Origin of the sequence: Arthrobacter echini, from assembly GCF_004803505.1 — a bacterium.
Classification (GTDB): Bacteria; Actinomycetota; Actinomycetes; order Actinomycetales; family Micrococcaceae; genus Arthrobacter_D; species Arthrobacter_D echini.
The window spans coordinates 173,606-191,950 of record NZ_SSWH01000007.1 but is presented as its reverse complement, the minus strand read 5'-3'; the positions used below and the strand labels follow the sequence as shown (position 1 = coordinate 191,950).

The window sequence follows — 18,345 nt, the reverse complement described above, 5'->3', positions numbered from 1 at the left end:
CGCATCGGCCGCGGCGCTGTCAGCGCTCGCCCGTCACCGTCAGGACGGCGTCGCCGAACTCGTTGCACCGCTGCACCTCGTCCAGCACCGGTCGCAGGACCACGTCGTCGGCCACCGCCGTACAGGCAAGGAGCAGGCGTCGGCGTACTCTCGCCGCCCGACGCCGGGCACCCCAGCGTGCCAGCACCGCTGCGACACCGGCGAACAGGAGTCCCGCCACGACTCCCCCGATGATCAGCAGCGTGGGCAGCGGGAAGCCCTCCACGCGCGGCATGTCGATGGCGGGCAGCTGCAGGAAGCCGAGTACGGCCAGGACGCCGAGCCAGCCGGCTCCCGCGACGAGCGCCGCGAAGGCGATCCACTGCAGGACGCCGAGGATCACCCACCACCACGGCCGCCCGCCCGTCTCCAGGTCGGTGCCCGTGACGGCGGTGTCGAGGGAGTCCGGGAGCTGACCCGCGGTGTCGCGCGCGGCGTCGCGGATGGATGTCTGCCACGGTTCGACGACGTCGCCCGCCGCCGCCGCGCCGAAGACGCGCAGGGCGTGGTCCACCGCGGCCCGCTGCGCCGGCTGCGCGCGTACGATCGAGGACCGGCTCACCTCGGGAGCCACCTCCTGCCGCCGGAGATTCAGCCGCCTCAGCGGATCCGGCCGGAAGCCGCCCAGCCAGCGGGTCACCGGCCACCCGGTGGCCGAGCGCGCATCGCGTCGGTAGGAGCTCCGGACGGCGTCGACGACGAGTGGAACACCTGCTGCCCCGGCAAGTTCTTCCGACAGGACGGCCCGTGCCTGATCGGTGGGACCGGGCACGCGGGTGTGCGCCACGAACGGCACGAGCTGTGCTGCGGCGCGGGCGGCATCCGCCCGGAGTCTGAGCCCTGCTGCTGCCCGGCCCTGCGCGAAGTCCCTGACGGCGGAGGCCAGCTCGTCCACGCCCCGACCGGTCTGCGCGGACACGGGAATGACCCGGACCCCCTCCAGCCCCTCGTCCGCGAGGATGCCGCGCAGCGAGGACAGGACGGCTGCCAGATCGTCCTGCTCCAGCCGATCCGCCTGGTTCAGCGCCACCAGGGTCACGGCCTGGTGCGTCGCCAGGTTGCGCAGGAATCCGTGGTGCAGGGCAGCATCGGCGTACTTCTGCGGATCGACCACCCAGATGAGCACGTCCACCTGTCCGGCGAGGCGCAGCACCACCTCCCGGTGCTGCTGCGTGATCGAATCGAAGTCGGGCAGATCGAGCAGGATCAGACCCGCGCCCGGAGCGGCTGCCTCCCGCGGCGGCGCCGCGCCGGCATCGGTGTCCGACGGCGACGGGCGGCCCCGGCCGATTTGCCGGACCAGCCCGCGCAGGCCCTTCGCCCGTCCCTGCCGGCCGGTCACTTCCGCAGGATCCTCCGACCGGTCAGCGGCTGCCTGCGGCGCAGAGCTGCCCGGCGCCGGGGCGGACCGCCCGATGCTGCCCGGCCCGCCCACGAGCGGCGCGCCGGCGGGTAGCTCGACGCGCCGGCCCACACCCAGCCAGTCGAGCAGCTCCTCGCTTCCCTGCCTGTTCCAGACCAGCGCCAGCGGCTCCGACGTCGTCGGACGCCGTGCGGCGACCCGCGCAGCAGCGGTGCCGCTGAGCGCATTGCTCAGGGAGGACTTCCCGCTCCCGGTCGGCCCGAACAGCCCGACCACCGTGTGCTCCGAGGACAGCGACCGGCGGTCATCGGCCCGCTCCAGCATGGCGTCCAGGTGCTCCAGGACGTCCCCGGGCACGCGACCCCGGCCGAGCTCCAGCGCCCGGTGCAGCTCGCCGAGCACCCCGGTGAGCGCCGTGGCGGCCATCGCGTGCTCGACGGCGCTCTCCTGCCCGCTCATGCCCCGGGCTCCTCGGCGCTGGCCTGCGTGGGCAGCACTGACCGCAGCCGACGGGCCAGCACATGCAGTGTCTCCGCCGGGGTCTGGTGCGACAGTGGTTCGAGGCAGCGGTCGAAGGCGGCGCGCTCGCTGCGGAGCAGGCCGTCCACGCGACGGGACAGATTCCGCCGGGCGATCACCGCCAGGCGCCGTACCGCATCATCGCCGAAGATCGCTTCGAGGAGCTTCTGGCCCGCGATGGCCGAGACGCCGGCCACGCCGATCTCGCCCCCGGTCAGTCCACCGGTCGAGGCGAAGACCACCACCATGAGGGACACCGCTATGCCGTTCACGCCGAAGGAGAGCATGCGCGCGGTGAAGCGCTTGCCTGCCCCCTCGGCCTGCACGAGTTCGAGCAGATCCTGCTGCCACGCCCGGATCTCGCGCGCCACGTCCGAGGAGAACGCCTCGCTCTGCCAGGGCGGTACGTCCTCCAAAAGCACGGCCCCGGCCTGCTCGGTGCGCCAGCGGCGTCGTGCTGACTCGTCCGCCTGCGCCGCCTGTTCGACGATGACGGTCTGCAGTCCGCTTCCGATGGCCTCGGCCACTGTGTCAGCCGGAGCGGGTCTGCCCGTGAAGAAACCGGTGATGCGCTCCCGTACCCGCCCCACCCTCGATTCGAGCGCACGCATGAACTCCCCGGTCCCCACGAAGTCCTGCCAGCGGGCCAGCACTTCCCCGCGGAGCAGGCGGCCGTCCTCCGTGGCAGCGAGGACGCCGTCGAGCGCGTCCCGGTAGGCGCCGTCGACCGCCGTCCGCAGTGCATCCCCCACGCTCTGCTCCTGCGCGACGGCGGCCGCGACGTCATCGACCTGCGACGCCAGGGCGTTCATCGCTCCCCGTACCGTGCGTCGTGAGATCTCACGTCGCCCCTCGGCGTCCGCCGCCAGAGCCCGTAGCCAGTCCGTGATCGGCTGGACGACGTCCCCCGGGAGCATGCGGTCCGTCCCGAGTTTCACCTCGGGCACCACGAAGATCGGTGCGTGACCCAGATTCTCGGCGGAGAGCAGGCTCAGCAGATCGCTCCTGATCTCCTCCTCCACACCGTCCGGCACCCGGTCGAGCACGACGGCGACCAGCACGTCCCGCCGCCCGGCCTCGGCCAGCAACGTCCATGGAACGGCATCGGCGTAGCGATTGGCGGTCGTGACGAAGATCCAGAGATCCGCCGCTGCGAGCAGCTGTGCGGCCAGCCTGCGGTTCTCGTCGGCGATCGAGTCGACGTCGGGTGCGTCCAGCAGCGCGAGGCCCCGCGGTAGCGTCGGCTCGGGTCGCAGCAGCAGCGTCCCCCCGGCCGGTACGGACCCCTGCGGGGGCGATCCCCGGGGCGGGGTCAGCCCCGATGCCGCCCCGGACCCGCGCGTGGTTCCGTCGTCGTCGCCCGCGAGCCGGACGCGGCCGAGGGTGGGGAAGATGCGCGCGTCGTCGAACCAGTGGACGTCGTCGGGATGATGGAGCAGCAGGGGCTGCCGCGTCGTGGGACGCACTGCTCCCGTCGTCGCTACGGGACGTCCTGCGAGGGCGTTCACCAGCGTGGACTTCCCCGCACCCGTCGATCCGCCGACCACGGCGACGAGCGGCGCGTCGAGACTGGCCAGCCGGGGCAGGAGGTAGTCGTTCAGCTGTGAGCGAGCCGCAGTGGCGGAGGCCCGGCCCGCGGCCGAACTCGCGAGGTGGAGGGGAAAGACCAGACCCTCGAGTCCGGCGTCGACCTCCTGCAGCGCAAGGGAGATCCCTTGGGCCTGGCCGGCGACGGGAGGTGTGCTCATCGCTCCATCATGCCAGCCGCCGCACACGGTTCCGGGAAGCGGGCGCCTGCTCGAGCGGGGCAGCAAACGCCGTCCTCGACGAGGAAAGTCCCGGACGCCTGAGCGTCCGGGACTTCCTTCAGTGTCCTCTCGGACATCTGTGACCCCAGCGGGATTCGAACCCGCGTTACCGCCGTGAGAGGGCAGCGTACTAGGCCGCTATACGATGGGGCCAGTACTGTTCCATGCTACTACTGCTGTTGACCTGCTTGTGCCATCCGGAACGAGCCGGAGTGCGCTGGGGTACCAGGACTCGAACCTAGAACGTTGGTACCAGAAACCAGTGTGTTGCCAATTACACCATACCCCAAGGGCGTTCCTCGAAGTCCCGAATCCTGCTGGGATCCGACCACGTTTCCGCGCCGCGCCGAGAAACAACGTTACCGGACCGGAGCCGGGAACTGCAAAACGCCCGCCTGCTTGCTGCCTGTCAGCCGAGAGTCGCGCGCAGGGCACGAAGGCGTGCCAGGGAGGACTTCCGCCCGAGGATCACCATCGACTCGAACAGCGGCGGGGAGATCCTGCGACCCGAGACCGCGGTGCGGACCGGCCCGAAGGCGACGCGCGGCTTCAGCCCCATCGAGTCCACGAGCGCCTCGCGCAGCGCGGCCTGCAGCACGTCCGTCTCCCAGGCCGCGACGCCCTCGAGTGCTGTCAGGGCTGCATCGAGCACCGCGCCGGCGTTGTCCGGCAGCCCCTTCCGGGCGTCGTCGGCGATGTCGACGGCGTCGTCGGCCTTGAAGAGGAACCCGATCATCTCCGGGGCCTCACCGAGCAGGGTGATGCGCTCCTGGATGAGCGGGGCGGCTTCGGCCACGGTCCTCAGCTCGGCTTCGGTGGGCGCCGCACCGATGACGTCGGCTGCGACGAGGTAGGGAAGGAGCCTGCTGCGGAACTCGGCGGGGTCGAGCAACCGGACGTGGGTACCGTTGATCGCCTCCGCCTTCTTGAGATCGAAGCGCGCCGGATTGGGAAGTACATCACGCACGTCGAAGTTCTCGACGAGCTGCTGTACGGAGAAGATGTCCTGGTCCGCCGACAGACTCCAGCCGAGCAGGGAGAGGTAGTTCAGCAGCCCCTCGCGGATGAAGCCGCGCTCGCGGTGCAGGAACAGATTGGATTCCGGGTCGCGCTTGGAGAGCTTCTTGTTGCCCTGGCCCATGACGTACGGCAGATGACCGAACAGGGGGATGTAGCGCGCCACGCCGATGTCGATCAGCGCCCGGTACAGCGCCACCTGGCGAGGCGTGGAGGAGAGCAGGTCCTCGCCGCGGAGGACGTGCGTGATGCCCATGAGGGCGTCGTCCACCGGGTTGACGAGCGTGTAGAGCGGGGCGCCGTTGGCGCGCACGACCGCGAAGTCCGGCACGCTGCCGGCACGGAAGGTGATCTCGCCTCGCACGAGATCCGAGAAGGTGATGTCCTCGTCGGGCATTCTCAGGCGCAGGACGGCGGTGCGGCCGGCGTCGCGGAAGGACTCCTTCTGCTCGGCCGTGAGGTCGCGGTCGTGATTGTCGTAGCCGAGCTTGACGTCGCGCCCGGCGGCCCGGTGACGCTCCTCGACCTCCTCGGGTGTCGAGAACGACTCGTACAGATGACCGGCCTCGAGGAGCCGGTCGATGACGTCCCGGTACTGCTCACCGCGCTGCGACTGGCGGTAGGGTGCATGGGGTCCGCCCACCTCGACTCCCTCGTCCCAATCGATGCCGAGCCAGTTCATGGCGTCCAGGAGCTGCTGGTAGCTCTCCTCGCTGTCACGGGCCGCATCGGTGTCCTCGATGCGGAAGATCAGCTTCCCCTCGGTGTGACGCGCGTACGCCCAGTTGAAGAGCGCGGTTCTGATCAGTCCCACGTGCGGTGTACCCGTGGGTGAGGGGCAGAACCGGACCCTGACGGGCGTGGTATCGGTGACGGTCGGTACTTCGGCGGCAGTAGTCATGATGGTCCCAGTCTAAATGGGACCATCATGGCTCCTCGCGCCGTACCGCTCGTTCCACCGGCCGGGCCCGACGAGGCAGCCGCTCAGCGGCGCGCGATGTTGGACAGGCGTCCGATGCCCTCGATGTCGATGTCGTACCGCTGGCCGTCGGTGATCAGTCCGACGCCGGCAGGTGTTCCGGTGAGGATCAGATCACCCGGAAGGAGCGTGAACGCCTGCGAGACGTAGGACACCAGTTCGCGGGCGCCCCAGACCATCTCGCTCGTGGAGCCGTCCTGGCGGAGATCGCCGTCGAGCGCGCCGGTGATCCTGAGGTTGTCGGGATTCAGATCCGTCTCGATCCACGGACCGATGGGGCACGAGGTGTCGAAGCCCTTGGCCCGCGCCCACTGGTCGTCGGTCTTCTGGACGTCGCGCGCCGTCACGTCGTTGGCGCAGGTGTAGCCGAAGACGACGTCGTCCACGCGCTCCAGCGGCACGTCCTTGCAGATGCGCCCGATCACGATGGCGAGCTCGGCCTCGTACGAGATCTGGTCCGAGAAGGAGGGGAGCATGATGGGGTCCCCCGGGCCGATCACCGAGGTGTTGGGCTTGAGGAACAGCAGTGGAGCTGCCGGGGTCTCGCTGTTCATCTCCTGGATGTGGTCGGCGTAGTTGCGCCCGACCCCCACTACCTTGCTGCGCGGGATCACCGGGGCGAGCAGCCGCACATCCTCGAGCGCGTGGCGCGCACCGGTGGGCTCGATACCGTTGTAGAAGGGATCGCCCTGGATGACGGCGATCTCCTCACTTCCGGTGGCACCCTCGACCACTCCGAACATTGGGTCATCCTGGACGACAAAGCGTGCGATTCGCATTGAACCAGCCTAGTGCCCGGCGTGCTGACCTCTGCACTCCCCCGGCATCGCGTAGCCCGTAAAGATTCGTCATACGTGGTTAAACAGATACCGCGGACGCTCCCTCCCCAGTGGAGGGCGCCCGCGGTATTTGTCTGCTCAGCCTACCGATGTGGCCCGGTACCTAACGAAAGGCGCCGGTCGGCCGATAGGGACCTAGAAGGGCCAGTTGTTTACACGGTCTACGGATGACACCGGCACGTCGGAACCGGCCTTCGCAGGAGCAGCATTTGCGACTGCGGCAGAACCGGTGACGAGCATGGTGGCGAGAACGAGGGCTGAGGTAAAACGCTTCATGAAGACATCCTTATGTAGTGATTTCAGTGGTTGCGAGCATCGCGCGTAGTACCACGGGCGGCTCGCTTTTCATCGTAAGCCACACCAGTCACTTTTGTAACAACCTTGAACAGATTCTTCATAAATCCCCAGCTTGGGTCGCTCTACCAAAGAAGAGCCCTAATAATGAGGGATACAGCCTTATGTCAGATGGAGAGTTGAAGAGGGTCATGGCCTACGACGAAGCGGTCGGTGCACGGCTGCTGCTCGAACTGCAGGCCCGCGACGCATGGAACCGTCGCGACTACGCGGGCGCCAAAAATGTTGCAAGACAACTCGCATCATCCGCGCAGCACGATGGAGACGATCTGTCGTGGTGGAACGCCACTTTCCTCGTATCCGAGTGCGCGAGGAAGCAGGGAATGATGAGGGAATCAGCGGCGATAGCAGAGCGGCTCGCCGACCATCCTCTGACACAGCGCTCGAAAGCACTCAGCGCGAGGGTCTCAAGTTTGATTTCCTTCGCTCTGCAAGGTAGTGGTGACTTGGCACCCGCGATCGCCGCCGGCCGACACGCCGTCGAGATCGCGTCGAGTGAGATAGGGCAACCAAATATACTGGTAGAGGCGCTAAATGCACTCATTGCCGCTCTGGCCGATAGCGATCAAAGGGAGGCTGCCTGGCAGGAGAGCCAAAGTCTTGCTGCGATATTGGTGTCCCACCCTGAGAGCCCCTATGCAGGTCAGTCTTACTGGGCCATGGGAAATGTTGCGTTCCTACTGAAGCAGATTGACGAGGGCGTCTACTACCATCGGCTAGCTGCGAAAACTATCTCTCCCATGAACGACCTCGATCTCTGGTCCCGGTTCAACCGAGCATCGGCGTCGCTTCGACTCTCTGCAGGCGTCGTCGAGTCTGAGACTCTCGAGTGCATCGAGCGGGCTGAAATGGCCAACTTCATCATCGGTGGCACTGACCGGGACCGCGAGGAACTCAAGCTCACGCGCGCTCACTGGCTTGTCCTGACGGGTCAGTTCGATACAGCGACTGAGCTGCTGCACTCAGTGATCGACCATAAGGACCTCGTCGCATCACACACCGCTGCCCAGGCCCACCTCCTCCTCGGACAGGCGCTGGCCGAAAGTGGCAGCACTGCGGATGCCATCACTCAGCTCGAGCTCGGCGAGGACCTCTTCCTGCAGTCCGGCGCCCAGGACCGGGCAGCGACAGCGAGGCAACTCATCGACGATCTTCAGCAGCGATAGGTGTGGCTGAAATCTTCCGGCGTCACCTCCCCGCGCTCGCTTAACCTGGCCATTCCGCTGCGGATGAATCTCTGCCTGACGGTAGGCTGGGTCCGATGAGCGCTGACAAGGACCCCCGACTCGCGATGCTGGTCGAGAGCATCGTCCGGCTCTCCAAGGGAGAGCTCAGCAGTCGTCTCGAGCCCTCCAGCGCCAGGGACGAGGTGGACGCCGTCATCACCGGCGTGAATCTCCTCGCCGAAGAGCTCCAGCAGGTCTACGAGCAGTTCGAGAAACGGGTGGAGAGCCGCACGGCCATGCTCCGCCAGGCCCATGTCGACATGATGAAGATGGCCATGTCGGACGCACTCACGGGACTCGCCAATCGCGTGGCCCTGATGGACGGGATCGAGGAAGCCCTCGGTCAGATCGCCGAGGGAGCCCTGCCCCCGGCTCTCCTGCTCCTCGACCTGGACAGTTTCAAGAACATCAATGATCGCTTCGGTCACGACACCGGCGACCGCGTGCTCCAGGTGGTCGCGCACCGACTCAACAGGGTGGTGCGCGAGAGCGATCTCGTGGCGCGCCTCGGCGGCGACGAGTTCGCCGTCCTGCTTCCCGGTGCAACGCTGGACATCGCCCTGCAGGTGGCACGCAGGGCCGTTGAAGCGCTCGCGGAGAAGATCCGGGTCGATGCGGTCGATATCGAATGCCGCGCGAGCGTCGGCATCCGCATCGGCACAACGAACCAGAGTGCTGAGGAGCTGCTGCTGGACGCCGACACGGCCATGTACGCGGCCAAGCGTGAGGGCCGCAACATCATCAAGATCTTCCAGCCGGTCATGCTCTACTCACGGCAGCTCCGCAGCCAGATGGCCGCCGAGCTGCGGGACGCCATCGCCTCGACCGAGCTCGTGCTGCACTATCAGCCGGTCGTCGAACTCGCCACGAACCGGATCCTGGGAGTCGAGGTCCTCGTCCGGTGGCAGCACCCGGTGCGCGGCCTCATCCCACCGGACACGTTCATCCCGCTCGCGGAGGAGATCGGGGTGATCCACGATCTCGACCGCTGGGTGATGTCCACCTCCCTGCGACAGCTCGCTCGATGGAAGAAGGAGCTGGCGCTCGACGACGACTTCCAGCTCCGGGTCAATCTCTCCGCCGTCGAACTCAAACAGCTCGACCTCGTGGATCATGTGCGGGCGCTGTTGCGTGAACTCGATCTTCCCGCCAGCAGCCTCGTCGTCGAGATCACCGAGACCGCGATCGTCACTCGCGGCGAGGTGGAGATGTACTCACTGCTGAGCCTCAAACAGCTCGGCGTCGGCATCGAGATCGACGACTTCGGGACCGGATACTCCTCGATCAGCTATCTGCGCGAACTGCCGGTCAGCATGGTCAAAGTGGACCGTTCGCTGCTCACCGAGCTGAACACCAGACCGGGTCAGCTCGAGTTCGTCGCAGCGATCCTGCAACTGATCACGGCCGCCGGTCTCGAGGCGGTGTTCGAGGGCATCGAGACGCGTCAGCAGGCGGATCAGCTCAGGGCCATGCGGTGCAACAGCGGGCAGGGCTTCTACTTCTGCAAGCCGCTGCCGGCGGACGAGATGGGCGCACTCCTCGGTGCCACCCGTTACCTGGGAGAGCGCGACGAGATGGACGAGCTCAACGAGATCGACGACACGGGGATCCCGGCCGTGCGCTGAGTCGTCTGCCCTGCACTCACCGGCCACTACACCAGGCGCGTGAGCCAGCCGTGCGTGTCCTCGAGGAGTCCGGCCTGGATACCCAGCAGCTGGCTGCGGATGGACATGGTCACCTCGCCGGCCGGAGCACCGGCTGCACCGATCAGCTCGTCGCCGTCGCGCAGCTGCCCGATCGGTGTGATGACGGCCGCCGTACCGCACGCGAAGACCTCCGTGATCTCGCCGGACGCGATGCCGTCACGCCACTCGTCGAGCGTGATGGTGCGCTCGGTGACGTGGAGCCCCCGGTCCCGGCCGAGCTGGATGACGGACGCGCGCGTGATGCCCTCGAGGATGGTCCCCGAGAGCGCCGGTGTGACCATCGAACCGTCGCGGAAGACGAAGAAGACATTCATTCCTCCGAGTTCCTCGACCGCATTGTGATTGAACTGGTCGAGGAACAGGACCTGCTTGCAGCCGTGGGCCTCGGCCTCCATCTGCGCCACCAGGGACGACGCGTAGTTGCCGCCCGCCTTGGCCGCACCGGTGCCGCCGCGTCCCGCGCGCGCATAGGTGCGCGAGACCCAGATGTCCACGGGCTTCACCTCACCCCCGAAGTAGTTGCCGGCCGGGGAGGCGATCACGCGGAAGGACACCTCGCGTGCAGGGCGCACGCCGAGGAACGCCTCCGTGGCGATCATGAACGGCCGCAGGTACAGACTGTCGCCGTCGCGCGTGGGGACCCAGTCCTGATCGACGCTCACCAGCTGGCGCAAGGACTCCAGGAACAGTTCCTCCGGCAATTGCGGCAGGGCGAGTCGGATCGCCGAACGATTGAGCCGTGCGGCATTGGCGTCGGCACGGAAGGTCCAGATGGATCCGTCGTCGTGCCGGTAGGCCTTCATGCCCTCGAAGATCTCCTGGCCGTAGTGCAGCACACCGGCTGCCGGGTCCAGGGCGATCGGACCGTAGGGCTCCACCCGCGCGTCGTGCCAGTTCCCCACGTTGGACGTATCCGCGCTGAAGTCGATGATCGCCGTGTGGTCGGTGAAGTAGTTGCCGAAGCCCGGATCAGCCAGGATGGCCTCCCGCTTCCCGGCCGGAACCCGCTGTGTCGAGAGGTGCTGGGCAAAGTGGGTATCGGTGGCTACCATGATTCCTCCGCGCTGGAACGAGCCGAACGCGGCAGGGCCGCCGTCGCCCGTGGGTGGTCAGTGCCGTGGCACCGGGGATGTATGACCACTTTAGGACACGGCGGCGGCGATGGCGTCGCCGATGGCGGCCGTACTCCGGCTCCCGGTTCTGGAGGCGATGTCCTCCGCGACGGACCGCTCGATGCGCGCCGCCGGATCGTCCAGACCGACGTGCCGCAGCAGCAGTGCCGCCGAGAGGATCGAGGCCGTGGGGTCGGCGAGCTGCCGGCCCGCGATGTCGGGCGCAGACCCATGGACGGGCTCGAACATGGACGGCGCGCTTCCATCCATGTTCAGGTTCGCCGACGCCGCGAGTCCGATTCCGCCCGTCACCGCAGCAGCGAGATCGGTCACGATGTCACCGAACAGGTTGTCCGTCACGATCACGTCGAAGCGGGAGGGATCCGTGACCAGGAAGATCATGGCGGCATCCACATGCAGGTAGTCGTGGACGACGTCGGGAAACTCAGCGGCGACCGCCTCGACGATGCGCTTCCACAGCCGACCGGCATACACCAGCACGTTGTGCTTGTGGACCAGCGTCAGCCTGCCGCGGCGCGCAGCTGCCCGGGCGAAGGCGTCCCGGACCACGCGCTCCACACCGTGCGCGGTGTTGAGCGAGACCTCGGTCGCCACCTCGTGCGGTGTACCGCCGCGCAGGGTTCCACCGTTGCCGGTGTAGGGCCCCTCCGTTCCCTCCCGCACGACGACGAAATCGATGACGCCGGGATCGGCCAGCGGGCTCGGAACGCCGCTGTAGAGGCGGGAGGGCCGGAGATTGACGTAGTGGTCGAGGGAGAAGCGGAGCCTGAGCAGGAGCTCGCGTTCGATGAGTCCGGAGGGGATGCGGGTGTCCCCCGGAGCGGCGCCCACCGCGCCGAAGAGGATGGCATCGTGGGTCCGCAGCTGCTCCAGCGTCGCATCGGGCAGGGTCTGGCCCGTCGCCAGCCAGTGGTCGGCGCCGAGGTCGTAGTCGGTGAGAGCGAGGTCGACGTCGTCACCGGTCACCGCGCGCAGTACCTTCACCGCCTCCCGCGTCACCTCGGGCCCGATCCCGTCTCCGGGGATCACGGCGATGTCGAGTCGGTGCGGGGCAGCAGTCATGACCCCAGCGTAGGAAAGCGCCACGGGCCGCAACAGTCGGTCCGCTGGGTGAGACGCGGCTCATTCCGTCGGCGGATGTGGCCGGTGATGGCTGCGACCTACATTGGTCACATGGATCTGCACCTCCGGCTCGCACGCTGGCTGCGCGCACACCCCGGAACGATCGACGCGTGCCTCGCGGTGGGACTCTTCCTGCTGCTCGTCCTCCCCTTCGGTCTTCCTCTCTCGAACATGGGCTTCGAGGGGTACTGGCAGCTCGTGATCGTCTCCCTGGCGCTTGTCCTGCCGCTGGCCTGGCGACGATCCCAGGTACTCCTGTCCGCCGGCATCGTCGCCGGCATCTGCGTGCTGCAGCTCCTCATCGGAGTACAGCCGGTGCCGGGTCAGCTCGCCATCCTCGTCACGGTGTACACGCTGGCTGCCCACGGCCCGCGCTGGGCGAGCCTGGGAGCCCTCATCCTGGCCATGACGGGAACGGCCGTCGGCATCGTGCAGTACGGCGATCTGTTCGGCCTCGGCGCACGCAGTTCCGTGCTGAGTGCGCTCCCGCAGTTCCTCCTGGTGCTCTTCCTCGTCGAAGCGCTCGTCCTGCTCGCCTGGACCCTCGGCGATCTCGCCCGTTCCCGCAGGATGACCCTCCAGGCCCTCGAGGACCGGGCACGGCGGCTGGAAGTGGAACGGCAGCAGGAGCGCGATCTCGCCGCGGCCGACGAGCGCAGCCACATAGCCCGCGAGATGCACGACGTCGTGGCCCACTCGCTGTCGGTGATCATCACGCAGGCCGACGGCGCCCGGTACGCGAGCGCGCACGCCCCGGAACTCGCGGTACAGACCCTCGCCACCATCGCCGATACGGGACGAAGCTCGCTGCAGGAGATGCGCCGGCTCCTCGGCGTGCTGCGCGGCGACGAGCGCTCCTCGACGCGTCCCGTACCCACGCTCGACGACATCGACGCGCTCGTCCAATCGGTGCGCCGCGCAGGTGTGCGGGTCTCCTGTCGCCGCATCGGGACCCCGCTCAGGCCGCTTCCCCTCGGCGCCGAACTCACCGCCTACCGCGTGGTGCAGGAGTCGCTGACGAACGTACTCAAGCATGCCGGCGAGAATTCGACCACCGAGGTCTCCCTCGACTACGGCGGCCGTGGCCTCACCGTGGCTGTGGACGACGACGGACGCGGAGCAGCACCGCTGCCCGGGACGGCCGGCGCCGGGCAGGGCATCACCGGAATGAGTGAGCGCGTCCGGCTCTACGACGGAGTGGTCACGGCGGCACCGCGCGTCGGAGGCGGCTACCGTGTGGAAGCCTTCATCCCCTACACCCCGACATAGCTGCCCGGACCCTCACCGAGCACGCACCACACCTCAGAGAACGGACCGATGTGGACAGCACCAGGAACACCGCTCGGCGGCATGAGTCCGACGCCGGGCTGTCGCCGGACCTCGAGCACATCCCGACACCTCCCCCGATCCGGGTGGCGATCGTCGACGATCAGCACCTGGTGCGCAGCGGCTTCGCGATGCTCATCAATTCCCAGCCCGATCTCGAGGTGGTCAGTGAGGCCGCGGACGGCCAGGACGCGGTGAAAGCGCTCACCGTGACGCACGCCGACGTCGTCATGATGGACGTGCGCATGCCGGGCATGGACGGCATCGAGGCCACCCGGCAGATCCTCGCGAGCCACACGTCGGCGGACCGCGGTCAGCCCGCCATCGCACCGCGCATCGTGGTCCTGACCACCTTCGACCTCGATGAGTACGCTCTGGCTGCCATCCAGGCAGGAGCCAGCGGATTCCTCCTCAAGGACGCGCCACCCGAGGAACTGCTCGAGGCCATCAGGACGGTCCATCGGGGCGACGCCGTCATCGCGCCGTCCACCACTCGCCGCCTCCTGGACCACGTGGCGCCACTGCTACGCCGTCCCTCCCCCGGCCAGGACACCCACCAGGCGGCCGTCGAGCGCCTGACCTCCCGCGAGCACGAGGTCTTCGAACTCATCGCCCGCGGTCTGTCCAATCCGGAGATCGCGACGAGGCTGTATCTCTCCGAGGCCACCGTGAAGACGCACGTCAGCCATATCCTCGCGAAGCTTCGGGCCCGTGATCGCGTCCAGGCCGTCGTGATGGCGTACGAGACCGGCGTCGTCCGCCCCTGAGCACCGGGCGGACCCGTCCCACCGACGGATACCGGGCCCGGCGTCGCTCATTCCGTGGGATGAGGAAAGCCGGCCTGGATCCGGGTCCCTGCGCCGATTCCAGGAGTGGCCGGCGGCCATAGCGTGGGACCATGACCACTTCCACGAACAGCCCAGCGCAGCAGCCGCTCCCGGTCGACGCCACCTCGGCCGCTCTGTCCGCCCGCGGCGTCTCCAAGAGCTACGGGCGTGGCGACACCGCCGTGCGTGCCCTGCACGAGATATCCCTCGACTTCGAGCGGGCGCGCTTCACCGCGATCATGGGCCCTTCCGGCTCGGGCAAGTCCACGCTCATGCACTGCCTCGCGGGGCTGGACAACATCGATGCGGGCAGGCTCTGGATCGGCGGTACGGAGATCACGGATCTGCCCGACGCCGAGCTGACCCGGCTGCGGCGCGAGCGGGTGGGCTTCGTCTTCCAGGCCTTCAATCTCGTGCCAACCCTGACGGCGAAGCAGAACATCACGCTGCCCGTCACCCTCGCGGGCACCGCGGTCGACGAGGGCTGGCTGCAGGAGATCTCCTCCTCGCTGGGGCTGCTCGACCGGCTCTCACACCGCCCGCACGAGCTCTCCGGTGGCCAGCAGCAGCGCGTCGCCGTCGCCCGGGCACTCCTGACCCGACCGGATGTCATCTTCGGCGACGAGCCCACCGGCAACCTGGATTCCGCGACGGGCGCCGAGGTGCTCTCGCTGCTGCGGCGCAGCTGCCGCGAGATGGGCCGCAGCATCGTCATGGTCACCCATGATCCCGTGGCCGCAGCATATGCGGACCGTGTGGTCCTGCTCAAGGACGGAGCCCTCGTCGGCGAACTCGAGCGTTCCTCCCCGGAGGCGATCCTGCAGGCGCTCGCGAAACTGGGGAGCTGAGATGCTGCAGCTGGCACTGGCACAGGTTCGGGTGCACGCCCGGCGTTTCATCGCCGTCGGCATCGCCGTCATGCTCGGCGTCGCCTTCCTCTCCGCCACCCTCATGGTCGGTGCCACCACGAACGCAAGCCTCGGTCAGAGCATCGGCGCCTCGTACGCGAGAGCCGACCTGGTCGTCACCGGTGAGGACACACCCTACGTACCCGCCGGGGTGGTCGAGGAACTCGCCGCCGTCGACGGGGTCGAGGGCGTCCACGGTCTCGAGCGCGGCTACGGCCGGATCAGCACCGGCTCGACGACGTCCTTCGCGGTCCTGACCGGCACGGCTCCGGACGGCCTCGAACCCGCCGTGGTCACGAGTGGCTCCTACCCGTCGCAGCCCGACGAGGTGGCGCTCGATGCCGCCTCGGCAGCGCGCCTGGAGGTGGTACCGGGCGATGTGATAGCTCTCGATCGCGGCGGCATGGCCGGGGCTACAGGGTCCGACACGGTGTCGTCGGATCTGCTGGTGACGGGGCTGATCGAGCCGAGTGCCGATCCGCGACTCGCCGGCGGCATGCAGATCCTCGCCGCCGAATCGGTCATCCGCGCACTGAACGGCGGAGAGACCATCCTGCAGAATGTCCAGCTCGCCCTCGACCCTGCCGCCGACACCGGTGCGGTGGCCCTGGAGATCTCCTCTGTCCTGGCCGGCACCTCCACCGCTGGGACTGCCGACCTCGTGGTACGCACGGCGGAGGAGCAGACACTCGCCGACGTGGCGCAGCTCTCCGGTGGTGACGATGCACTGACCCTGATCCTCCTCGCATTCGCCGCCGTGGCCGTCCTCGTCGCCGGTCTCGTCATCTCGAACACCTTCTCGGTCCTCGTGGCCCAGCGCACGCGTGAGCTCGCCCTCCTGCGGTGCGTCGGCGCCGACCGACGGCAGATCCGCTCGTCGGTACTCATCGAGGCGGCCCTGGTGGGTCTGGTCGGCTCGGTGCTCGGCGTCCTTCTCGCCGTCGGTGTCATGGCCGGGCTCGTGGGGCTGGCCAGGCAGACCGAGTTCGGTTCCTTCGCGGTGCTGGCCGTCCCTCCGGCCGCCGCCCTCGTCGGAGTGGCCGTGGGGGTGTCCGTCACGCTCCTGGCCGCCCTCCTGCCGGCGCGCGCTGCTACCCGCGTGGCGCCGCTCGCCGCCCTGCGCCCCAGCGATCCCGTGGCCGTCCGGAGCAGGAGTGGGCGGGTCCGCCTCGCAACAGGACTGGTGATCCTCGGCGCAGGTGTGGCACTGCTCGCCGTCGGGGCACTCAGGGCCTCACTGGTCCCGGCGGTCGCAGGCGGCGCGTCGTCCTTCCTCGGCGTCGTCCTGCTGGCACCGTTCTTCGTGCCTGCGAGTGTCGCCGCTGTCGGCCGGATCGCCCGTCCGCTGGGTGTCCCCGGTACCCTGGCCGCCGTCAACGCCGTACGGAACCCTGCCCGCACCACCGCGTCGTCGGTGGCGCTGATGGTCGGTGTCACGCTCGTGGCCATGGTGATGGTCGGCGGGCAGAGCGCGCGGTCCACCTTCGACGCCGAACTGGACCGGAACTACACCGTCGATCTCGAGGTCGCGGGTATCGGTGCCTCGTCCGTCGTGATGCCGGGCACGACGGCTGCGACCACCTCACCGGAGGACACGGCATCGGTCCTGCTCGGTATCGACGGCGTCCGGAGCGTCGTGGAACTCACGCCGGTCATGCTCGCGAGGAAGGACGGCGGGTCACTCGTCTACGCGACCGATCCCGCAGCTCTCGAGGGTGTTCTGCGCTCGGAGGGGAAGGAGCTCACCGACGGCGTGGTCCTGGCACCTGAGGGCTGGACCGACCAGGAGGTGGTGCTCGACGGCGGCGACGGCCCCTCGGCCCTCCCCGTGGTCACGACAGATGCCGCGTTCTTCGTGCCGATCATCAGCAGGGCGACCGCCGAGCGCCTCGGTGGTGCCCCGCCTGATGCCCTGGCGACGTACCTCGCGGGTCCTGTTCCGGAGGATCAGCAACCAGCAGCACAAACCCTCGCGTCGTACGTCGGGAGCTCCTTCTGGCTCGGGCTCGACGCCGGGATGGACACCGAAGCAGTGAGGGATGTGCAGTCCCGGATCGTGGACGTCACCGGTGTCCCGGAGTACCAGGTGAGTGGAGCCGCCCTCGAGCGGGTCGCCTTCAACGAGATCATCGACGTCATGCTGCTGATCGTGACCGGCCTGCTCGCGGTGGCGGTGCTGATCGCACTGATCGGGGTTGCCAACACGCTGTCGCTGTCCGTGCTGGAACGGCGGCGGGAGAACTCCCTGCTGCGCGCACTCGGCCTCACGCGCGGTCAGCTCCGCGGGATGCTTGCCGTCGAGGCCGTGCTCATCGCCGGCGTCGCGGCGTTGCTGGGCAGCGTTCTCGGCATTCTCTACGGTTGGCTCGGGACACGATCGGCACTCGGCGGGATCGCGGACGTGAGCGTGTCGGTGCCGGTGGGCCAGCTCATCGCGGTGCTCGGAGTCGCCGTCGCTGCGGGTCTGCTCGCCTCCGTGCTCCCCGCCCGACGCGCTGCGAGGCTCTCGCCGGTGGCGGGACTGGCGACCGAGTGAGGCCGCCCGGTATCGTTGCGGGTTCCCGCCGACCCCGGCGCTGGGTACGAACGGAAGGAACCCGCGATGACGCCGGACACGGAGCGCACGCCAGCAGCACGGTTCGACCCCTCGACGCTCTACCCGTATCTCGATCTGCACCTCATGGGTGCCTCGAACGGCATCCGCCTCTTCGACGCCGCCCACAGCTCGTGGACGGGTACACAGTACGAGGCGGACTTCGGCCGGCTGCGGATGACCGTCCGTGAGGAGCGGGCGATGCTCAAGCGGCTCATCAAGGCGCTGGGACACCGGCCGAGCCTGCCCAAGCAGTCTCTCGCGCGCGTCATGGCGCTGGTCTCCGCACGCAATCCGCTCAATCCCCGTCGACGGACGGCGAGCGGCGGAGCCCAGCTGGAACTCGAATCACTGCTCTCCGTGCTCAAGGGCAAGGAGGCCCTGTGGCTGACCCTGCTCGCCGTGCCGCTGGAGGACTGGGCGCGGGCGGGTGAGGGCGTTCCGGGTCATGCCGCGATCGAGCGCTCGCTCGCAGACTGCCGGGGCCAGCAGGAGCTCGTGGCAGGGATCATGACGGCGACTGCCGCCGATCGCTTCCGGCGGCGCTGAGAACGACGTCGGCAAGGGTCGGTCGGCACAGCTGCGC

14 protein-coding genes and 2 tRNA genes are annotated in these 18,345 nt (G+C 68.4%); 7 read left to right on the top strand and 9 right to left on the bottom strand.

Going from position 1 to position 18,345, the window contains the following annotated elements:
* Positions 1 to 19: 19 nt before the first annotated feature.
* From E8P82_RS09860 to E8P82_RS15030, 7 genes are all read right to left on the bottom strand, one after another.
* A complete protein-coding gene (locus E8P82_RS09860; protein ID WP_246021188.1) occupies positions 20 to 1,861 on the bottom strand; it encodes a GTPase in 1,842 nt (613 codons plus the stop codon).
* Positions 1,858 to 3,669: a dynamin family protein gene (locus tag E8P82_RS09855; RefSeq protein ID WP_136454488.1), complete on the bottom strand. Its 1,812-nt coding sequence runs from the start codon at positions 3,667 to 3,669 to the stop codon at positions 1,858 to 1,860. Before E8P82_RS09855 ends, E8P82_RS09860 begins: the two co-directional genes overlap by 4 nt.
* A gap of 140 nt (positions 3,670 to 3,809) precedes the next feature.
* Positions 3,810 to 3,882 (bottom strand) — tRNA-Glu (locus E8P82_RS09850).
* Positions 3,883 to 3,946: 64 nt separating this feature from the next.
* Positions 3,947 to 4,018: transfer RNA gene (locus tag E8P82_RS09845), tRNA-Gln, on the bottom strand.
* 120 nt (positions 4,019 to 4,138) lie between these two features.
* On the bottom strand, positions 4,139 to 5,647 hold the full coding sequence (gene gltX, locus E8P82_RS09840) for a glutamate--tRNA ligase (RefSeq protein WP_136454487.1): 1,509 nt from the start codon (positions 5,645 to 5,647) through the stop codon (positions 4,139 to 4,141).
* Positions 5,648 to 5,730: 83 nt separating this feature from the next.
* A complete protein-coding gene (locus E8P82_RS09835) occupies positions 5,731 to 6,504 on the bottom strand; it encodes a fumarylacetoacetate hydrolase family protein (protein WP_136454485.1) in 774 nt (257 codons plus the stop codon).
* Between the two features lie 195 nt (positions 6,505 to 6,699).
* Complete coding sequence (locus E8P82_RS15030) at positions 6,700 to 6,840, bottom strand: hypothetical protein (RefSeq protein WP_168796544.1); 141 nt, start codon at positions 6,838 to 6,840, stop codon at positions 6,700 to 6,702.
* A gap of 209 nt (positions 6,841 to 7,049) precedes the next feature.
* Here E8P82_RS15030 and E8P82_RS09830 point away from each other — a divergent pair, with 209 nt between their 5' ends.
* Positions 7,050 to 8,084: a hypothetical protein gene (locus tag E8P82_RS09830; RefSeq protein ID WP_136454483.1), complete on the top strand. Its 1,035-nt coding sequence runs from the start codon at positions 7,050 to 7,052 to the stop codon at positions 8,082 to 8,084.
* A 95-nt stretch (positions 8,085 to 8,179) separates the two neighbouring features.
* Positions 8,180 to 9,769: a putative bifunctional diguanylate cyclase/phosphodiesterase gene (locus tag E8P82_RS09825; protein ID WP_136454482.1), complete on the top strand. Its 1,590-nt coding sequence runs from the start codon at positions 8,180 to 8,182 to the stop codon at positions 9,767 to 9,769.
* A 26-nt stretch (positions 9,770 to 9,795) separates the two neighbouring features.
* On the opposite strand, the gene E8P82_RS09820 is transcribed toward E8P82_RS09825, so the two are convergent.
* Positions 9,796 to 10,902: a branched-chain amino acid aminotransferase gene (locus tag E8P82_RS09820; protein ID WP_136454480.1), complete on the bottom strand. Its 1,107-nt coding sequence runs from the start codon at positions 10,900 to 10,902 to the stop codon at positions 9,796 to 9,798.
* Positions 10,903 to 10,992: 90 nt separating this feature from the next.
* Entirely contained in the window at positions 10,993 to 12,045 is a 1,053-nt protein-coding gene (locus tag E8P82_RS09815; protein WP_136454478.1) for a 3-isopropylmalate dehydrogenase, read from the bottom strand.
* A gap of 111 nt (positions 12,046 to 12,156) precedes the next feature.
* On the opposite strand from E8P82_RS09815, the gene E8P82_RS09810 reads away from it, so the two are divergent.
* The 5 genes from E8P82_RS09810 (at position 12,157) to E8P82_RS09790 (ending at position 18,308) form a co-directional block, all read left to right on the top strand.
* Complete coding sequence (locus E8P82_RS09810; RefSeq protein ID WP_136454477.1) at positions 12,157 to 13,374, top strand: sensor histidine kinase; 1,218 nt, start codon at positions 12,157 to 12,159, stop codon at positions 13,372 to 13,374.
* A 143-nt stretch (positions 13,375 to 13,517) separates the two neighbouring features.
* A complete protein-coding gene (locus E8P82_RS09805; RefSeq protein WP_136454544.1) occupies positions 13,518 to 14,198 on the top strand; it encodes a response regulator in 681 nt (226 codons plus the stop codon).
* 131 nt (positions 14,199 to 14,329) lie between these two features.
* Positions 14,330 to 15,106: an ABC transporter ATP-binding protein gene (locus E8P82_RS09800; RefSeq protein WP_136454475.1), complete on the top strand. Its 777-nt coding sequence runs from the start codon at positions 14,330 to 14,332 to the stop codon at positions 15,104 to 15,106.
* A 1-nt stretch (position 15,107) separates the two neighbouring features.
* Positions 15,108 to 17,702 (top strand): ABC transporter permease, encoded by a 2,595-nt coding sequence (locus E8P82_RS09795; RefSeq protein WP_136454473.1) that lies wholly within the window; start codon positions 15,108 to 15,110, stop codon positions 17,700 to 17,702.
* A gap of 66 nt (positions 17,703 to 17,768) precedes the next feature.
* On the top strand, positions 17,769 to 18,308 hold the full coding sequence (locus tag E8P82_RS09790) for a hypothetical protein (protein WP_136454472.1): 540 nt from the start codon (positions 17,769 to 17,771) through the stop codon (positions 18,306 to 18,308).
* The last annotated feature ends 37 nt before the right edge of the window (positions 18,309 to 18,345 follow it).